Below are 16,529 nucleotides of genomic sequence, written 5' to 3' on the forward strand. Positions count from 1 at the left end.
GGGCGCCTATAGGCGCCCTTGTTGTATTCACCGCACGCTCAAGGAGCGTGGCTGGCGATATCGGTTGGGCCACGGCGATAGACGTCCTGCAGTACCAGATCGAGCGCCTTGCCACTAATGCCAGCGGAGCTATGATTGACGATCGCACTGACCGCCCAACTCTGGCCGTTATTATCCCGGGTAATACCTGCTATCGCCTTAACGTTGCGCAACGAGCCGGTTTTTACGTGTGCTTCGCCAGCGAGCGGCGTATTGCGCAAGCGCCGTCGCATAGTGCCATCCATCGCGGCCAGTGGCATTGAGGCGACGAATTCGGCGCGGTAGGGGCTCTGCCAGGCCGCCTGCAACAGCGTGGCCATGTCGCGGGCAGTGAGTCGCTCCATGCGAGATAGGCCAGCGCCATTCTCCATTACCAGGCCATTCGGATAGATGCCTTTCTCTGTCAGCCAGCGGTTGATCACGCGCACGGCTGCCTTGTGATCGTCACGATCGGCGGGTGTACGCTGATCACGGCCAATGGTCAGAAATAGCTGACGTGCCATGGTGTTGTTGCTGTACTTGTTGATATCACGTACTACCGATACCAGATCCGGCGAGACGCTTCTTGATACCAGGCGTGAGCTGGACGGCGCGCGACCAATTCGGGTGCCGCCACGGATACTCCCGCCCATGTCTTGCCACAGGGTGCGCAGCAGGCTGCCGGTATAGGTTGTGGCGGTCAGTGCAGACAAATAACGTTGAGCAATACAGCCCTCATGTACGCTGCCGGTCAGCGTTATAGTGGCTTGGTGTCCGCGGTCGACAATAGCGTATTCGACGTCAGGTTTGGGGCAGGAGGTCGTCTCGGGGAGTAGCAATAATTGGTTGTCTACTGCGACCTCTGGCAGGTTGGGCTCCAGATTGATTCGTACCCCGTTTTCTTCGCCGTAACTGCTGAGCACAAAAAGCTTCAGATTGCTGAGTAGGGGATCTGGTTCAACCAGAAAAGGCCTGTTTTGATTGCCGCTGTCGTCGATGAAGGGGGGGATGTCGCTGGGGAAACGCATATCCGCCGGTTGCAGAACCAGCTCGCCGGTAATGTCGCGGATACCTGCTGCCTTGAGATCACGCAGCATCAACCACATGCGCTCGATGGTCAGCTTGGGATCGCCGCCGCTACGAAAGATCAGATCACCCTGCAAGGTGCCGTTGACGACCGGTCCGTCGGCAAAAAGATCGCTACGCCATTGGTAGTTGGGCCCCAGGATTTCAAGCGCTGCGAAGGTGGTGATCAGCTTCATGGTAGAGGCTGGGTTTACCGGTATGTCAGCATTGACGAACTGCGCCATGCCTTGTCCTTCCAGCGGAATGACCGCGAGCGATAGCGCGTCATCCGGGATTTGCGCGTCGGTCAGCGCCGTGCTGACTTTGGCCGGTAATGTGCCGCTGTCTTCCGCGTAGGCGACAGTATGGGAAAGCAGGCCAAGCAAGGGAAGGCAGAGCAAGGCGCGTTTAAGTCGGGTAGGCATGAATACCAGCTCCGTGAGGATCGAGGTGGCTGAAAGCGGTTATGTTCCCTTTCATTCCATTATGGAAACATAATTACTCAAATAGCCGCTTACGCCAAGTACTTAAAGTAAATTGTTATGTTGACTCTATTTAAAGTCTGGTTGGCGACGCAAGCGTCCAGCGAACCATAAAATGGGCAGCAAAACCAGAAAGATCGCTACTGAGAGCCAGATACTTTGGCTGCGGATTCGATAGGCGTCGGCAAGTAGTTCATCTTCCGGCACCAGTACAGCCAGGTAAGTATCTTGTATGCCGCGCAGGCCAATGCGCTGTTGCTGAATGATCCAGTTCCGCCCCTCGAGCTCACGGGTAATCCGCCGTTCCTGTCGGTAGCCATCCATCGCCAGGGCAGCTAATAGCGTGCTACCCAGTTGATTGAAGCGTTTCAGGCTTAGATCATTTGCCTGCGCGGTATGTTGCAGCCGCTGTATATCCTGATACGCAATGACGGTGCCATCGCCGCTATAAATCAGCAGTTTTGATGAAGGGGTGATTCTCTGTTCATGCAGTGTTTTTGATAGCATGCCCAGGGTGAGGTCTGCGCCAAAAACTGCTCCGTTGGGCGCGCGTTTGGCCAAGGTACTGCCAAACTGGCGGGTTGAGAAAAAGCTATAGGGCAGCGTTGCTATCTGTTCGTCAGCTTTTTGTGCCTGAATGTACCAGGGGCGTTTGCGTGGATCGAAGCCGTCATCTGCCATTAGGCGCGCTTCAATGATAGAGAGTTGCTGACTCATAAACAGAAAGGTGACGCTGCGCTCTCCGTTCTCGTTCTGCACATGCCAAGCCATCAAGCTCGCTTGCTCGGGCGCATCGAAGCGGTTTTGATTATCAGCCGCCAGCAGTGGGCGCAGCATCAGATAGTCGCCGTCAGGCCAGCCAACGTATACCGAGTTTAGTTGGGGGTTGTCCTGCAGCACCTGAGCAAAAGATGGCAAATGCGGCAGGCGCTCTGACAGCTCCCGGGTTTTCGCCAGGTCGCCCAGGCTGAGGAGATTAAGGCTCTGGCTAGGCGGTTGGTAGAGAATCTTGAGCTGGGTTTCTACTTGAACATTCAGTCGCTCGAACAGCTCAGCGCTGGTCGATAGCATCACGCGGGAGAGTTGATGGTATTGAAATAGCGTCAGCAACGTGCCGGTCAAGAGGAGCGTAGTAAGGGTGATCAGCGCTGACAGGCGAAACGGCCTTTTGGCAGATCTGGGTGCGGGATTTTGCGGCATCGGTGCCCTGTGTTTCTGCTTGACCGTATAGGCCAATATAGACCATTACTCAGGCGTTGGCAGGTCAAACAGGGTACGCGCTGTTTCGCTGGTATGGCTTGCCAGTTGCTGTAATGACTCGCCACGGCATTGTGCCACGCACTGAGCGACTTCCAGCAAAAAGGCGGGCTCGTTACGACGGTTCTTGGGTTTATCCGCCATACTGCGCGGCAGTAGCCAGGGGGCGTCGGTTTCAAGCATCAATCGACCCGCCGGAATATCACGCATTAGCGGGTGCAAATGAGTGCCACGCCGTTCGTCGCAAATCCATCCGGTTATACCAATGTGCAAATCAAGGTCGAGATAGGCGTAGAGCGCTTTCTGGTCAGCCGTAAAGCAGTGCACCACGGCGCCACTGAGTTGGTCACGAAAGTCGCGCAGCACGGCAACAAATGTCTCGCTGGCGTCGCGCTCGTGCAAAAAGACCGGCAAGCGGCTTTCGGCGGCGATGCTCAGTTGGTCTTCCAGGGCTTTGATTTGTGCATTGCGGGGAGAGAAGTCGCGGTTGAAATCCAATCCGCATTCACCGATCGCTTTGACCGCAGGGTCGGCGCTGAGACGTTTCAACTGTTGATTGCTATCAGCCTGCCATTGTTTTGCCCCATGCGGATGCACGCCAGCAGTAGCAAACAGGCGTTGGGGAAATTCAGAGCAGTACTCGATGACCTGGTCGGCATGATCGAGCGAGGTAGTGGTCAGCAGCATCTGGCTGATGCCAGCCTTCCAGGCCCGCTCCAATACAGCAGAGCGGTCCTTGATGAAGGCCTTGTCAGTCAGGTTGACGCCAATATCAATCCAATCCATGGCGCTACGGCTTAGTCCTTGCGTGGCTTGGCCGCACGAGGCTTGCTGGGAAAATCACGCTTGGGCTTGCGCGCCGGACGAGATTCAACCTCGCCGGGCGGTAGTGGCCAGGCACGAATTTGCAGCGGCACGCCATTGATCTCGGCGCTAGCCAATCGGTTCAGGATGTCCTGATCGAGCTGGGGCAGGTATACGCCGGTATGCTCGGGGAACATCTTGATATGACCAATTTGCTGACGTTGTAGCTTGCCAACCTTGACCAGCACATCAACCAGAGGCTTGGGCATCAGCCCGCTCTTGCGGCCACCTTGAACCTTGTAACGAGTCAGGCCGCTGTCGCGGTCAAACTGGTTCTCTTGGCGTGCAGGTGCGCTCGGCAGCTCGGAAACAGGCTCGAGCAGGGCCTTGGCGCTTGGCAGAATTGACAGCAAGGCAGCTGCCAGTTCGGTCGAGTCAAGGCTAGTCAGTTCCTGCAGGTCAGTAACCAGTTGCTGATGCAACACGTTGGCGTTTTCACGAGCCGTGTTTAGACGTGTGGCCAGCTTGCTCAAGCGACCGCTGCGCACTGCGTCAGCCGTTGGCAGTGCTTGTGGCTCAATCTTCTGACCGGTCGCTTTTTCCAGAACATGCAGCAGACGACGCTCACGCGGCGTAGCAAACAGAATGGCAGTACCCTGACGGCCGGCTCGGCCGGTACGACCAATACGGTGCACGTAGCTTTCGCTGTCGTGCGGCAGGTCGTAATTGAGCACGTGAGTGATGCGCTCTACGTCCAGGCCGCGTGCCGCTACGTCAGTGGCGACAATGATGTCGATCAAGCCACGCTTGATGCGGTCAACCACTTGCTCACGCAGCTGCTGGCTAAGATCACCATTCAACGCGGCGGCAGCAAAGCCTCGTGCTTCCAAGCGCTCGGCAAGCTCAAGGCTGGCGGTCTTGGTGCGCACGAAAACGATCATGGCTTCGACCGGCTCAACTTCGAGCAGGCGCGTCATGGCGTCGAGCTTGTGATGATTGGACACCTCCCATACTTTCTGGGTAATGGTGTCCAGGCTGCTGCTGGAACCGCTGTGCAGGCGGATTTCCTTGGGATCTTTCATGTGCTTGCGGGCAACGGTGCGCACGGCTGGTGGCATCGTGGCTGAGAACAGCGCCTTCTGCGTCTTCTCAGGAACCTCTTCAAACACGGCTTCCAGATCGTCGGCAAAGCCCATCTTGAGCATTTCGTCGGCTTCATCTAGAACCAAAAAGCGCAGGTCCTGCAATTTCAGGCTGCGACGACGCAGGTGGTCAGTCAGGCGTCCTGGGGTGGCAACGACAACATGCGCGCCGCGCTCCAGTGCCTTGAACTGCGGGGCAAAAGGTGAGCCGCCGTAAAGAGCCAGAACGGAAAAGCCGCGCATGTTCTGCGCGTAGCGCTGGAACGCTTCTGCAACTTGCAACGCCAGTTCGCGCGTTGGTGTCAGGATCAGCGCTTGGGTTGCACGCAGGCTGACATCAATTCCAGCCAGTACAGGCAAGGCAAAGGCGGCAGTCTTGCCTGTACCGGTTTGCGCCAGACCTAGCAGGTCATCGCCGCTTAGAAGTGTGGGGATGGCCTCGGCCTGGATGGGGGAGGGTGTTTCATATCCGAGGCTGTTTAGGGCCTCGAGAAGCGGAGCAGGTAAGCCAAGTTCGGCAAACTGCTTGGCCGCCGGAGCGGTATCGGACATACGTGAAGTAAACCTTGGGGGATATGTAATAGGCCAGTATACGCGGTTTATCGATAAATTGCCGAAGCCTTTTTTGTTCCTCTGTTCATTGTTCTGATGAAGTGGCAGGCTAATAGCTGATTTCAGCATAGAGGATGGGCTTATGGGGCGCTTGGTAGAGGGGCATTGGCACGATGAGTGGTATGACACAGAGTCGACCGGCGGTGCATTCAAGCGCGAGGATGCGGGGTTTCGTGAGCAGGTTGGGGAAGGCATGCGTCACCCCCCCGAGTCAGGTCGCTATCATCTTTATGTATCCCTTGCCTGCCCCTGGGCGCACCGCACCCTGATCATGCGCAAGCTCAAGGGGCTGGAGCAACACATTGATGTGACGGTCAGTCATCCACATATGCTTGAAGGTGGCTGGCGTTATGACCCGCCAGAGCCATTGTATGGCTTTGCGCATCATCATCAACTCTATACGCGAGATAAGCCCAATTATACTGGCCGCGTCACGGTACCGGTACTCTGGGATAAGCAGACTGAATCTATCGTTAATAATGAATCGGCGGAAATATTGCGGATATTCAACAGCGCCTTTAATACGCTGACGGGCAATACCGACGATTATTATCCAGAGCTGCTCCGCGAAGAGATCGATCGCATCAACGAGCGGGTATATCACGACATCAATAACGGCGTTTACAAGGCTGGCTTCGCCACCAAGCAGCAGGCCTATGAGAAAGCGTGTCTGGCCCTGTTTGCTGCGCTGGACTGGGTTGAGGAACTACTGGCTACGCGGCGCTATCTGACCGGCGAGCGCATTACCGAAGCCGACTGGCGACTCTTTACCACGCTGGTGCGGTTTGATCCGGTTTATCACGGACACTTCAAGTGCAACATCCGTCGCATTCAGGACTATCCGCATTTGTCAGGCTACCTGCGCGAGCTTTATCAGTGGTCTGGCATTGCCGAAACGGTCAGTTTCGACCACATCAAACAGCACTATTATTACAGTCACGACACTATTAACCCGACGCGTATCGTCCCGTTGGGAGCAGGGCAGGACCTGCGTCAGCCGCACGGTAGAGAACACCTGCCAGCAAAAAACTAGCGCTGGCATGCGCCGCGCGGGCTGCTAAGATGTCGCGCCGCGTGCCGTATTGGCGGGGTGATGTGCGATTTGCGCTGAATACAAAAAACGATATGCCCGTATCCTATGACTGTAACCTGGAGGTGCCGTGAGTGACCTAGCAAGCCAGATCCCGCCAGCCCTGACGTTGGCGGGTATCGCCCTGGTCAGCTTAATCTGTCAACTGATGGCCTGGCGCTTGCGCTTGCCGGCAATTCTTTTCCTGTTGCTCATCGGTATTGTCGTTGGCCCCGTGCTCGGGGTGATCAAGCCGGATGAGTTTCTGGGCGACCTGCTGTTCCCCATTGTTTCCCTCTGTGTCGCATTAATTCTGTTTGAAGGCAGCCTGACGCTCAAATTCGAGCAGTTAAAAGAAACCGGCCCGGTCGTGCGCAAGTTGGTCACAGTAGGGGCACTGGTGACCTGGGGCGTCATCAGTCTGGCCTGCTACTGGTTGATCGGTCTTGATGTGGCCTTGTCTGCCTTGTTTGGCGCCTTGGTAGTTGTTACCGGGCCGACCGTTGTCGTGCCCATGTTGCGCACGCTGCGCGCTACGCCGCGGATATCTAAAGTCTTGCGCTGGGAAGGTATTCTGATCGACCCGATCGGCGCGCTGCTGGCGGTGTTGGTGTACGAATGGATTGTTTCGCAGGCGGCCGGACACAACGGTTTTATGGCCAGTTTGTTGATCTTCGTTGAGGTCATCGGTGTTGGCGCAATCGCCGGTATTCTGGGTGGCTTCCTGATGGCAACAGCGATGCGCAGGCGTTGGGTGCCCGAGTACCTCGAAGTGCTGGCATCACTGGCGTTGGTGTTGGTGATGTTCTCGGTATCCAACGAGATCGCCCATGAATCAGGTTTGTTGACCGTGACTATCATGGGTATCTGGCTGGCGAACGCCAAGGGTATCGATATCGAAGAAATTCTGGTGTTCAAGGAGCACCTGTCAGTACTGCTCATCTCGGGATTATTTATCCTGCTGGCTGCACGGCTTGATCTGGATGCCTTGTTGGCGTTGGGTTTGCCTGCGTTGGCGTTGCTGGCCGTGATTCAGTTTGTAGCGCGCCCGTTGGCGGTATGGATCAGCAGTATCGGTAGCGAGCTGAGTTGGCAGGAGCGCGCTATGGTCGCCTGGGTCGGACCGCGCGGCATTGTGGCGGCAGCGGTGTCCGCCTTGTTTGCGTTACGGCTGGAGCAGTCTGGCTACGAAGATGCTGCGCTGGTCAGCGCGCTAACCTTTGCTGTCATTATCGGCACCGTGGTATTCCAGAGTGCCACGGCGCGCTCGATCGCTGGCTTGCTGAAAGTAACCGAGCCAGAGCGCCGCGGCATTCTACTAATTGGCGCTAACCAGGTGTCCAGGGCACTGGGTGAGGTACTGCAGCGTCTTGAGGTGCCCCTGTTGGTAGTCGATACGCATTGGGATTCGGTTCGCCAGGCGCGCATGAAGGGGCTGCGCACTTTGCGTGGTAATCCGCTGTCTGCGACAGTCGATAGCAATCTGGATCTGGCCGGGCTGGGTACGCTCTTGACGCTAACGCCTGAACGCGAATGGAACGCCTTGCTCAACCAGCATTTTCGTCGTGACTTCCCGGCCCACCGTATTTTCACGGTGCGCAACGAGCGGGCCGGCACCAACGAACGCATGCAGATTTCGTCCAAGCACGAAGGGCTTCCCTTTGGCGAGGAAGGCTTAACGTTCGGTAAGCTGTCGAGCCTCATCAGTCAGGGCGCACGCTTCAAAGCGACCACGCTGAGTGAAGGTTTCAGCTATGAAAAGTGGCAGGAAGACGCGGGCAAAAATCGTATCGCGCTGTTGGCGCTTACGCCGGAGCGCCGCTTGCGGGTGCTCAGTCCTGGCTTGGAGTTGGTGCCGGAGGCGGGCTGGACACTGATCTATCTGGCGACAGCGCAGGATGAAAAGGCAGCTGATGTGGTCGCGGTTGCCAAGCGCGAACAGGAGCGCAGCGAGCAGGAGGTTAAGCCTCAGCTGCCCGACGCTCAATAGCGAATGGCTGTTACCCAGTACAGGCGCTCACCACCGGGTGCCTGTACGCAGATTTCATCGTCCAGTGTTTTGCCCAGTAGTGCCCGGGCCATGGGACTATCGATACTGATGTGTTGCTGTTTGGGGTCTATTTCGTCGGGGCCAACAATGCGCACGCACAGTGCTTTGCCATCTTCGTCCTCCAGCTCAACATAGGCGCTGAAATAGATCTTTGTTGGGTCGCTGGGTGGTTGGTCTACTACTTTCAGTGCTTCCAGTCGCTTGCGTAAAAAACGTACGCGGCTGTCGATTTCTCGCAGCATCTTCTTGCCGTAGATGTACTCGGCATTCTCCGACCGATCACCCAGGGCAGCCGCTTCGCTGACTGACTGAGTAACCGCCGGCCGCTTGACCCGCCAGAGCTCGTCCAGTTCGTCACGCAAGCGTTGCGCGCCGGAAGCGGTTATCAGCGGCGTGCCCGCGCTGCGCGGTGGGCGATAGCGACTCATGTCATTGGCTCCGGTTGATCAGCCGCATCGGGCTTTGGTTTACCACGGCACGCGTGCCCAGCGCACCGGCAAATCCAATCAGTAGCGCCGCGCAAAGCGGCGTTAGCAGCCAGAACAAGAGGTGCGGCTGCCATTGCAGATCCAGTGCAAAGCGATACAAGGCCCAGGTGGCCAACTCACTGGCAACCACGGCCATCAGGCCGGACAGCAGGCCAAGCAGGCTGAACTCCAGCCAGTTGGCACGGCGCAGGAGTGCTTTCTTGGCGCCCAGAGTGCGCAGCAGGGCGCCCTGGTACAGGCGCTGGTCGAGGGTTGCTTGCAAGGCAGCAAACAACACCGTGAGGCCCGCCAACAGGACAAACACCAGAACGTACTCTACCGCCAGGGTGACTTGAGCCAGAATGCTGCGGATCTGCTCAAGGATGGGCTCTACTTCGAGTAAGGTCATGGCCGGGAAGGCGCGCGTCAATTGCCGCAGAGAGTCGCGTTCACTGGTTGGCAAATAGAAACTGGTCAGTAGCGATGCGGGCAGGTTGTCCAGGCTGCCGGGTGAAAACACCATGTAGAAGTTGGGGGTGAAGTTATCCCATTCCACCTTGCGAATGCTGCTGACGCGGGCTTCCAGTGTTTGACCGGCAATGACAAAGCCAAGCGCATCGCCCAGCTTGATGCCCAGGCTATCAGCGAGATCCGCTTCGACCGATACCTGTGGGCCTTCAGCGGTCTGTTCGCCCCACCATTGACCCTCACGCAGCGTGTTATCCGCCGCCAGATAGGCTGACCAGGTCAGGCTGAGATCGCGGTTAATCGCACGTTCCCCCTGACTCTCTTTGGTGACTTGCTCACGGACCGGCTGCTCGTTGATGCTGACCAGGCGTCCGGGTGTGACCGGATAGAGCGGTGCGCTGGAGGCGCCTATGGATTCCAGCTGCGCGGCAAAGGCCTCCGCTTCGTCTGGCAGTATGTTGAGCGCGAAGTGGTTGGGCGAGTCTGGCGGCAGTTGATCCTGCCAAGTGGTGAGTAATTCCGTGCGCAGAATCACGACCACCAGCATGCTCATGAAGATCAGACCAAAAGCAAGAATCTGGGTGGCTGCAGCGCTGGGTTGCTTGAGCAGTTCGCCACTGCCCAAACGCCAGGCCAGGCCAGCGCGGCCCAGCGGACCGGCAAAGCTGCGCAGTAGCAACCAGGCCAGCACTCCTAGCACAACCGCTGCAGCCGCGCCGCCAAATACCATGGAGAGCGTTAGCGAGAGGTTACCGGTGAACTGCCACATCAGCAGGCAGAGTGCGAACAGCGCAAGGCCATAGATTAGCCAGCTGCTGCTGGGCATCGGCGCCAGGTCGCGGCGCAAGACGCGCAAGGGGGCTACGCGGCCCAGGCGCAGTAATGGCGGCAGGGCAAAACCGATGAGTGCAGTAAAGCCGGTCGCTGCGCCTATCCATAATGGCTTGAGGCCTGGAGCGGGAAGATCTGGCGGCAACAGATCCCGTAGCAACGCAATCAGGCCCCACTGCACCAGCCAGCCCGTCAGCAGCCCAGCGGCTGTAGCCAATGTACCGAGCAGCAATAATTGATAGAGAAACAGCTTGAGTACCTGGTGCCGCGATAACCCCATACACCGCAGCAGGGCGCTGGCGTCAAAGTGGCGCACGGCAAAGCGCCCGGCCGAAAGGGCGACTGCTACGCCCGCCAATACCACGGCGGCAATACTGGAAAGCCCCAGGAACTGGTTGGCACGATCAAGCGCGCTGCCAATCTGGCGGTTGTCATCGGTAACCGTCGTTAGCTTCTGATTTACTTCAAGACGCGGTTCTAGCCAGTCGCGGTAGTTATTCAGCGTTTGTTCTCCGCCGCTGAGCAGCAGTCGATAGGTGACCCGGCTGCCGGGTTGCACGATGCGGGTGGCGGGCAAGTCCGCGAGATTCATCAGTACGCTGGGCGACAGGCTGTAAAAATCGCCAGCTCGATCCGGCTCATGGGTAACCAGTGCGCTGATACGCAGGGTGGCGTAGCCCACGTCCAGACTGTCGCCAACCTTGAGGTCGAGCTGGTTCAACAGTCTTGGTTCAATCCAGATTTCGCCAGGGGCGGGGATGGTTTGGGTGCTGCGCTCGTCGCCGAACGGCTGGTCGGTTATCCGTAACTCGCCGCGTTGCGGGTAACCGGCTTCAACTGCCTTGACGCTGCTCAGCTGCATCTGCACGTCGGTCGCCATGACGCTGGAGAAGCCAACTTGCGCGCTGGTCTGTAATCCCTGTTCGCTGGCCTGCTGGGCGTAAAGGTCGGGCAACGGGCTGCGCGAGGAGATGACCATGTCGGCGCCAAGAAACTCTGCCGCACGGCTGGTCATGCTGCGTTCAAGGCGATTGGTAAAAAAGCTGATAGCGGTGCTGATGGTGACGGCAATGAGCAATGCCAGCACTAACACCCTGAGCTCACCCGAGCGCCACTCGCGGCCCAGCAGGCGCATTGCCAACGCGGGGCTGTTAAAGCTGCTCACGTGCCGGACTCCATGAGTTTTCCTGCCTGCATCTGCAGGGTGTTACTGCAGCGTGCGGCCAGACGCGCATCATGCGTCACCAGTACCAGGGTGGTTTGCTGCTGAAGGTTAAGATCAAACAAGAGGTCAGTAATACGCTCGCCGGTGGCGGCATCAAGGTTACCGGTAGGCTCGTCGGCAAACAGGATGACGGGCTCGCTGGCGAAGGCGCGGGCGATGGCGACGCGTTGTTGCTCGCCGCCGGATAGCTGCTGCGGGTAGTGGCTGGTGCGTGCCGCTAGCCCTACTCGCTCAAGCAGCTCGCTCGCACGCTTGCGCGCATCGCGTCGGCCGGCCAGTTCGAGCGGCAGCATGACGTTTTCCAAGGCAGTGAGGCTGTCCAGCAACTGAAATGATTGAAAGACAAAGCCCACTTGGTCACCACGCAGGGCGGCGCGCTCATCCTCATCCAACTGGTTGAGCGCTTTGCCAGCCAGCTCGACTTCGCCACTACTGGGTAAATCCAGTCCCGCCAACAGGCTGAGCAGGGTAGACTTGCCGGAACCGGATGCGCCAAGAATGGCGACACTGCTGCCGCGTTCTATGCTGAGGCTGACGTTGTCGAGAATAGTCAGCTCGGCTTCCGAGCTGTTGACGACTTTGCTAAGGTGGCGAGCGATAATCACATTGTCTGACATGGTATCTGACCTGATGAAACCCTGGAAAAACTGCCTGGCGGCAATCCTGTTGTCGCTGGTGACGTTGCCTGCCTCTGCGCAGGGCATTCTAATAGTGGGTGATAGTATCAGTGCGGCTTTCGGTCTGGAACTTGAGCGTGGCTGGGTGAGTCTGTTGGAGGCGCGTTTACGCGAAGAATCGTTCGAGGTGCCGGTGGTCAATGCGTCGGTAAGTGGGGATACCACTGCGGGCGGGCTGGCCCGCCTGCCGCGGCTGTTACAGCAGCACGAGCCTGAGCTGGTGATCATTGAACTGGGCGGTAATGATGGCTTGCGCGGTCTTGCTCCGGATAAAATGCAACAGAATCTTTCCGCAATGATCGAGGCCTCAGCACAGGCCGGTGCTGATGTCATCTTGCTGGGTATGCGTATTCCGCCTAATTACGGCGTTCGCTATACCGAGGCCTTTGAACAGGTGTATCGCACTCTTGGCGCCGAACCGCAGGTTGCCCTGGTGCCTTTTGTGCTGGAGGGCGTGGCAGGTATACCCGAACTGATGCAGGGGGATGGGGTTCACCCCAACGCCCAGGGGCAACCCGGAATTTTGAAAAACGCCTGGCCGCCGATCAGCGACTGGCTTGTTAAGCAGCCCTGAGCTGTCCATATTGGTAGGAGAGTCTGTGTGGCTGTAAGTGTGTCCTGGATTGCCAGGCGCTGGTGTATTGTTGAGCAGGATGAACAACAGGACCTGTTTGTTAAGGACCCTTGGCACCTTCACCTGGTGGACATCAATTTGCGTCTTGATGTGCCCCGTGAGCGTACCCTGTGTGGCGACCTGTTACCGTCCCGTCCTATTTATCGTGAAGTGAGTCGGCAGGTGATGGCGGCGGTTTGCCCTGCCTGCCTGAGCCTGGCAGGTGAGTTGCGCAAGGGGCGGCAGCCTGTTCGCCCGCGCGCGGCTGCCCCGGGTCAGGATGAGCATCCGCAGATTGTCATGACTATGTGTCTACCAGGAGTGAATGCATGAGTGTCTTTCGTCCCGCACTGACAGTACTGGCTGTAGCTGCCACCCTGGTGTCTCAGGTGACGATGGTTCAGGCCAATGATTATGTGTTGGAAAGTCCTGAACAGGATGTGATTGGGCAGATGCAAACACATCGGGCAAACTATGAAGATACCTTTGCCGACCTGGGTAGCAATTTGGGTTACGGTTACCTGGAAATGATTGCCGCCAATCCCGGTATCGATCCCTGGTTGCCGGGCGAGGGGACTGAGATAATCCTGCCAGGTGAGCACGTTTTGCCCGTGGCGGAACACGATGGCGTGGTAATCAATCTGCCTGAGTTTCGCATGTATTATTTCCACAAGGGTGGCGAGCGGGTATCCAGTTATCCAGTAGGTATTGGGCGGGAAGGCTGGTCTTCGCCCTTGGGGCAGACGCGCATATTACGCAAGCAGGAGAATCCATCCTGGTATCCCCCCAAGTCTATTCTTGAAGAGCACGCAGCCAACGGCGACCCCTTACCTTCGGTGGTGCCGCCAGGGCCTGACAACCCCATGGGGCCATTCAAAATGAACCTGGCCATGAGCGGCTACGTTATCCATGGCACCAATAAAACCTTCGGCATAGGGACACGCGTAAGTCACGGTTGCTTCCGTATGCGTAATCAGGACATCACTGAGCTGTTTCCGCAGGTGCCGGTAGGTGCGACTGTCACCATCGTGAACCAGCCTTACAAGTTGGGCGTAGTGGATGGTCAGCTCTATCTTGAAGTACACACGCCGCTGGATGAACATGGCATGCCGTCGACGCTGGATAAGCAGGGCGCTATTCAGGCGTTATTGGCAGAGCAAAGCGACAAAGTAAGAGGGTTCAAGCTGGACTGGGAGGCTATTCGTGATCTGGTCTACGCGGAAAGTGGTATACCCGGGGTGATTGGACAACCTGCTCGGCCGATATAAGGCCGAACAGGCAGCAGTCCAGCGTGTTACTTGCGGCTGGCGCGATCGAGCATACGCATAGCGCGCTCGTTTGCTTCGTCTGCAGTCTGCTGGGCGCGTTGAGCGGCAGTCAGAGCTTCGGTCGCTTTGCGATAGGCTTCATCGGCACGAGCCTGAGCGCTTGCAGTTGCGTTTTCATTTGCGGCTACCCGCGCGCTCATTTCCTTTTCCATGTTGTTGCTACAACCCGCAGCCAGTAAGGCGGCGAGAGCTACAGCAGATACTTTCAATGCAGTTTTCATATACTTCCCCTTGATATAAAAGTCCTTGCTAATAAGAACGCACTGCTAAAGACCCGACTTTCAATTATGAGTTCCTCAGGGCCTTTGCAGTGCGTTCTTGGCTAGCGCTGTTAATAGTAGCAGGTGACATCAGGGATGAAAGCCAGTAGGTCGTAAATCCCTCCTTATGAGTGCCAATCAACCTGTGTAATCCGGGGGGTATTTGCTTGTTTTGACACGCTGGTGAGGTAATGTGTCGCAGGCAAATAACTATAAGGATTGACCATGCTCGGAAACCTCGGCTTGCTCGTTGGCCTCGCGCTGTTGATATACATGGCGTTGCGCGGCATCAATATTTTCATCGCGTCTCTGATTTGTGCGCTGGTAGTAGCATTGACCAATGGGCTTCTGGTCTCGCAAACACTGCTGGAGTTTTATCCCTTTGGTGCCTTGGGTGCTTTCACCTTTGCAGGTAAATTTTTCCTGCTGTTCCTCTGTGGTGCCATCTTCGGCAAGGTCATGGCGACCAGTCAGGCCGCCAAAAGTATCGCCATGGCGATTACCCGCAGTCTGGGCGTGAAACATACGCTGCTGGTGGGCATGATCGTCTGTGCCTTGCTGACCTACGGCGGTGTAGTGGTCTTTGTTGTGGTATTCACCATGTATCCGCTGGGTATTACCCTGATGCGTGAAGCCAACCTGCCCAAGCGTTTGTGGGTGGCGGCGACCTCTATTGGTGCTGGTACCTTCACCATGACCGCACTGCCGGGCACACCCTCCATCCATAACGTTATCGCCGCCAGCTCGCTGGGGACCGATCTCTTTGCCGGCGGTTGGATCGGCATTTTTGCGGCACTGGTGATGGCCGGTTTGGGTATGTGGTATGTCGAGCATCAGTGGAAAAAAGCCCGACTGACCGGTGAAGGCTTTGTCGAGAATGCTCAGGATTTGCGCATGGAGCAGTTGGCTGACAATACCACTGAAGCTCCGCCCTGGATGATGGCGATGGTGCCGATGGTGGTCGTCTTGGGCGTGATCATGCTGCCGCGTCTGCTGCTGAGTCTGGCGGACTGGTCTGCTGGCGACAGTGTGGTTGGTAAGGTGTTGCTGTTCAGTGCCTCGCAGCCGATCGTGTGGCCGAGCATGGCGCTGATTTTGGGCTCGTTGACCTGCGTTGTGCTGTTCCCGCGTCTGCGTCGTAACGCCGCGCAAGTTTTCGGCCAGGGTGCTGATGACTCCATCATGCCTTTGCTTAACACCGCAGCGGTGATCGGTTTTGGCGGCGTGGTAACCCAGACCCCCGGTTTTGCACACTTTGCGCAGTGGATTCTGAATGTCGATATGCCACCGTTGCTGTCGGTATTTGCCTCTGTCAGCGTGGTGTCGGCTATTGTCGGTTCATCCTCTGGTGGCCTGCAGATTTTCATGCAGACTCTGGCGCCAAAGTATCTGGAAATGGGCGTTGAGCCAGAGATACTGCACCGTATTTCGGCTATTGCCGCCGGTGGTCTGGATTCATTGCCACATTGCGGTGCGGTCATTGCAACCCTGATGATCATGGGGCTGACCCACAAACAGGCCTATAAAGATCTGTTTGTGGTAACCGTACTGGTCCCGGTTATTGCCTGCCTGCTGTCCATCGGTTTGCTGATGGCCTTGGGTATTGGGGTTAACCCACCGGCGTGATACTTGATTATTTTTTGCTCGCGGCGGAATCATTCCGCCCGAGCAACGTCTATAGTGGATAACTTGAGTAGTGCACATACAGCAGCCTGGGAGACTGACAATGAATACGAACGCCACCGTCCAGCATGATCCGGAAGGCAAGCAGTTCTACGTTATTGTTGATGGTGCTCGGGCTTATCTGGCCTATATGGACCTAGGCAAGAAAACCCTCGATATCTACCGTACCTTTGTACCCAATGCGCTGCGTGGCAAAGGTCTGGCGGCCAAGCTGACTGAGCATGCGCTACGTTATGCTGAAGACGAGGGCTATACAGTGCTGCCATCGTGCTCCTATGTGGAGTGGTACATGGATCGTCAATCAGCCAATGCTGATTAACGCTTGCGTCAGTAACAAACGTGCATAAAAAAAGGTTCATCGCGGGTTAGCGTGAAAAAGTAGGAGACGGCGGTAAAACCGGTTAGTTTTGAGTTCGCCAAAACAACAAACCTGACCGACTCACCGCCGTCCCTATGAATGCTAATCCTCTTGCCCTGT

15 protein-coding genes are annotated in these 16,529 nt (G+C 57.0%); 7 read left to right on the forward strand and 8 right to left on the reverse strand.

Annotated features, from left to right (window positions below; all coding sequences use genetic code 11):
* Positions 1 to 38: 38 nt before the first annotated feature.
* The 4 genes from dacB to H4J77_RS12990 all read right to left on the reverse strand — a co-directional run bounded on the left by dacB (position 39) and on the right by H4J77_RS12990 (position 5,320).
* Positions 39 to 1,508 carry a D-alanyl-D-alanine carboxypeptidase/D-alanyl-D-alanine-endopeptidase gene (gene dacB / locus H4J77_RS12975; RefSeq protein ID WP_182248732.1) on the reverse strand — a complete coding sequence of 490 codons (1,470 nt, stop codon included), beginning with the start codon at positions 1,506 to 1,508 and terminating at the stop codon, positions 39 to 41.
* Between the two features lie 126 nt (positions 1,509 to 1,634).
* Positions 1,635 to 2,765 (reverse strand): hypothetical protein, encoded by a 1,131-nt coding sequence (locus H4J77_RS12980; protein ID WP_182248734.1) that lies wholly within the window; start codon positions 2,763 to 2,765, stop codon positions 1,635 to 1,637.
* Positions 2,766 to 2,810: 45 nt separating this feature from the next.
* Positions 2,811 to 3,608 carry a TatD family hydrolase gene (locus H4J77_RS12985; protein ID WP_123888940.1) on the reverse strand — a complete coding sequence of 266 codons (798 nt, stop codon included), beginning with the start codon at positions 3,606 to 3,608 and terminating at the stop codon, positions 2,811 to 2,813.
* An 11-nt stretch (positions 3,609 to 3,619) separates the two neighbouring features.
* The gene (locus H4J77_RS12990; protein ID WP_182248735.1) at positions 3,620 to 5,320 is read right to left on the reverse strand and encodes a DEAD/DEAH box helicase; all 1,701 of its coding nucleotides are present in this window, start codon (positions 5,318 to 5,320) and stop codon (positions 3,620 to 3,622) included.
* Between the two features lie 142 nt (positions 5,321 to 5,462).
* Here H4J77_RS12990 and H4J77_RS12995 point away from each other — a divergent pair, with 142 nt between their 5' ends.
* The gene (locus H4J77_RS12995) at positions 5,463 to 6,413 is read left to right on the forward strand and encodes a glutathione S-transferase family protein (RefSeq protein WP_182248737.1); all 951 of its coding nucleotides are present in this window, start codon (positions 5,463 to 5,465) and stop codon (positions 6,411 to 6,413) included.
* A gap of 127 nt (positions 6,414 to 6,540) precedes the next feature.
* A complete protein-coding gene (locus H4J77_RS13000; protein WP_235869654.1) occupies positions 6,541 to 8,439 on the forward strand; it encodes a sodium:proton antiporter in 1,899 nt (632 codons plus the stop codon).
* On the opposite strand, the gene greB is transcribed toward H4J77_RS13000, so the two are convergent.
* From greB to H4J77_RS13015, 3 genes are read right to left on the reverse strand one after another with little or no spacing between them, the layout of a single operon-like run.
* Positions 8,433 to 8,927 (reverse strand): transcription elongation factor GreB, encoded by a 495-nt coding sequence (gene greB / locus H4J77_RS13005; protein ID WP_182248739.1) that lies wholly within the window; start codon positions 8,925 to 8,927, stop codon positions 8,433 to 8,435. The two genes, H4J77_RS13000 and greB, sit on opposite strands and share 7 nt — an antisense overlap.
* Position 8,928: 1 nt before the next feature.
* Positions 8,929 to 11,400: an ABC transporter permease gene (locus tag H4J77_RS13010; protein WP_182248747.1), complete on the reverse strand. Its 2,472-nt coding sequence runs from the start codon at positions 11,398 to 11,400 to the stop codon at positions 8,929 to 8,931.
* Positions 11,401 to 11,426: 26 nt separating this feature from the next.
* Positions 11,427 to 12,107 carry an ABC transporter ATP-binding protein gene (locus tag H4J77_RS13015; RefSeq protein ID WP_182248741.1) on the reverse strand — a complete coding sequence of 227 codons (681 nt, stop codon included), beginning with the start codon at positions 12,105 to 12,107 and terminating at the stop codon, positions 11,427 to 11,429.
* A 13-nt stretch (positions 12,108 to 12,120) separates the two neighbouring features.
* On the opposite strand from H4J77_RS13015, the gene H4J77_RS13020 reads away from it, so the two are divergent.
* From H4J77_RS13020 to H4J77_RS13030, 3 genes are read left to right on the forward strand one after another with little or no spacing between them, the layout of a single operon-like run.
* Complete coding sequence (locus H4J77_RS13020) at positions 12,121 to 12,741, forward strand: arylesterase (RefSeq protein ID WP_182248743.1); 621 nt, start codon at positions 12,121 to 12,123, stop codon at positions 12,739 to 12,741.
* Between the two features lie 27 nt (positions 12,742 to 12,768).
* Entirely contained in the window at positions 12,769 to 13,113 is a 345-nt protein-coding gene (locus H4J77_RS13025; protein ID WP_123888934.1) for a hypothetical protein, read from the forward strand.
* On the forward strand, positions 13,110 to 14,048 hold the full coding sequence (locus H4J77_RS13030) for a L,D-transpeptidase family protein (RefSeq protein WP_182248745.1): 939 nt from the start codon (positions 13,110 to 13,112) through the stop codon (positions 14,046 to 14,048). Before H4J77_RS13025 ends, H4J77_RS13030 begins: the two co-directional genes overlap by 4 nt.
* 26 nt (positions 14,049 to 14,074) lie before the next feature.
* On the opposite strand, the gene H4J77_RS13035 is transcribed toward H4J77_RS13030, so the two are convergent.
* Positions 14,075 to 14,329, reverse strand: coding sequence for an Lpp/OprI family alanine-zipper lipoprotein (locus tag H4J77_RS13035; RefSeq protein WP_123888932.1), 255 nt, complete (start codon positions 14,327 to 14,329; stop codon positions 14,075 to 14,077).
* 264 nt (positions 14,330 to 14,593) lie between these two features.
* On the opposite strand from H4J77_RS13035, the gene H4J77_RS13040 reads away from it, so the two are divergent.
* Together H4J77_RS13040 and H4J77_RS13045 are read left to right on the forward strand one after the other, a co-directional pair.
* The gene (locus H4J77_RS13040) at positions 14,594 to 15,994 is read left to right on the forward strand and encodes a GntP family permease (protein WP_123888931.1); all 1,401 of its coding nucleotides are present in this window, start codon (positions 14,594 to 14,596) and stop codon (positions 15,992 to 15,994) included.
* A 100-nt stretch (positions 15,995 to 16,094) separates the two neighbouring features.
* A complete protein-coding gene (locus H4J77_RS13045) occupies positions 16,095 to 16,370 on the forward strand; it encodes a GNAT family N-acetyltransferase (protein WP_123888930.1) in 276 nt (91 codons plus the stop codon).
* Positions 16,371 to 16,529: the final 159 nt, after the last annotated feature.

The organism is Pseudomonas sp. 5Ae-yellow (assembly GCF_014077575.1).
Lineage (GTDB): Bacteria > Pseudomonadota > Gammaproteobacteria > Pseudomonadales > Pseudomonadaceae > Halopseudomonas > Halopseudomonas neustonica.

Bases quoted from the DNA above. Each gene is read 5' to 3' on its own strand.
- H4J77_RS12990 (WP_182248735.1), bottom strand. From the start codon at position 5,320: ATGTCCGATACCGCTCCGGCGGCCAAGCAGTTTGCCGAACTTGGCTTA.
- greB (WP_182248739.1), bottom strand. From the start codon at position 8,927: ATGAGTCGCTATCGCCCACCGCGCAGCGCGGGCACGCCGCTGATAACC.
- H4J77_RS13035 (WP_123888932.1), bottom strand. From the start codon at position 14,329: ATGAAAACTGCATTGAAAGTATCTGCTGTAGCTCTCGCCGCCTTACTG.
- H4J77_RS13045 (WP_123888930.1), top strand. From the start codon at position 16,095: ATGAATACGAACGCCACCGTCCAGCATGATCCGGAAGGCAAGCAGTTC.
- H4J77_RS12980 (WP_182248734.1), bottom strand. From the start codon at position 2,765: ATGCCGCAAAATCCCGCACCCAGATCTGCCAAAAGGCCGTTTCGCCTG.
- H4J77_RS13030 (WP_182248745.1), top strand. From the start codon at position 13,110: ATGAGTGTCTTTCGTCCCGCACTGACAGTACTGGCTGTAGCTGCCACC.
- H4J77_RS13040 (WP_123888931.1), top strand. From the start codon at position 14,594: ATGCTCGGAAACCTCGGCTTGCTCGTTGGCCTCGCGCTGTTGATATAC.
- H4J77_RS13010 (WP_182248747.1), bottom strand. From the start codon at position 11,400: ATGCGCCTGCTGGGCCGCGAGTGGCGCTCGGGTGAGCTCAGGGTGTTA.
- H4J77_RS13015 (WP_182248741.1), bottom strand. From the start codon at position 12,107: ATGTCAGACAATGTGATTATCGCTCGCCACCTTAGCAAAGTCGTCAAC.
- H4J77_RS12995 (WP_182248737.1), top strand. From the start codon at position 5,463: ATGGGGCGCTTGGTAGAGGGGCATTGGCACGATGAGTGGTATGACACA.
- H4J77_RS13020 (WP_182248743.1), top strand. From the start codon at position 12,121: ATGAAACCCTGGAAAAACTGCCTGGCGGCAATCCTGTTGTCGCTGGTG.
- dacB (WP_182248732.1), bottom strand. From the start codon at position 1,508: ATGCCTACCCGACTTAAACGCGCCTTGCTCTGCCTTCCCTTGCTTGGC.
- H4J77_RS12985 (WP_123888940.1), bottom strand. From the start codon at position 3,608: ATGGATTGGATTGATATTGGCGTCAACCTGACTGACAAGGCCTTCATC.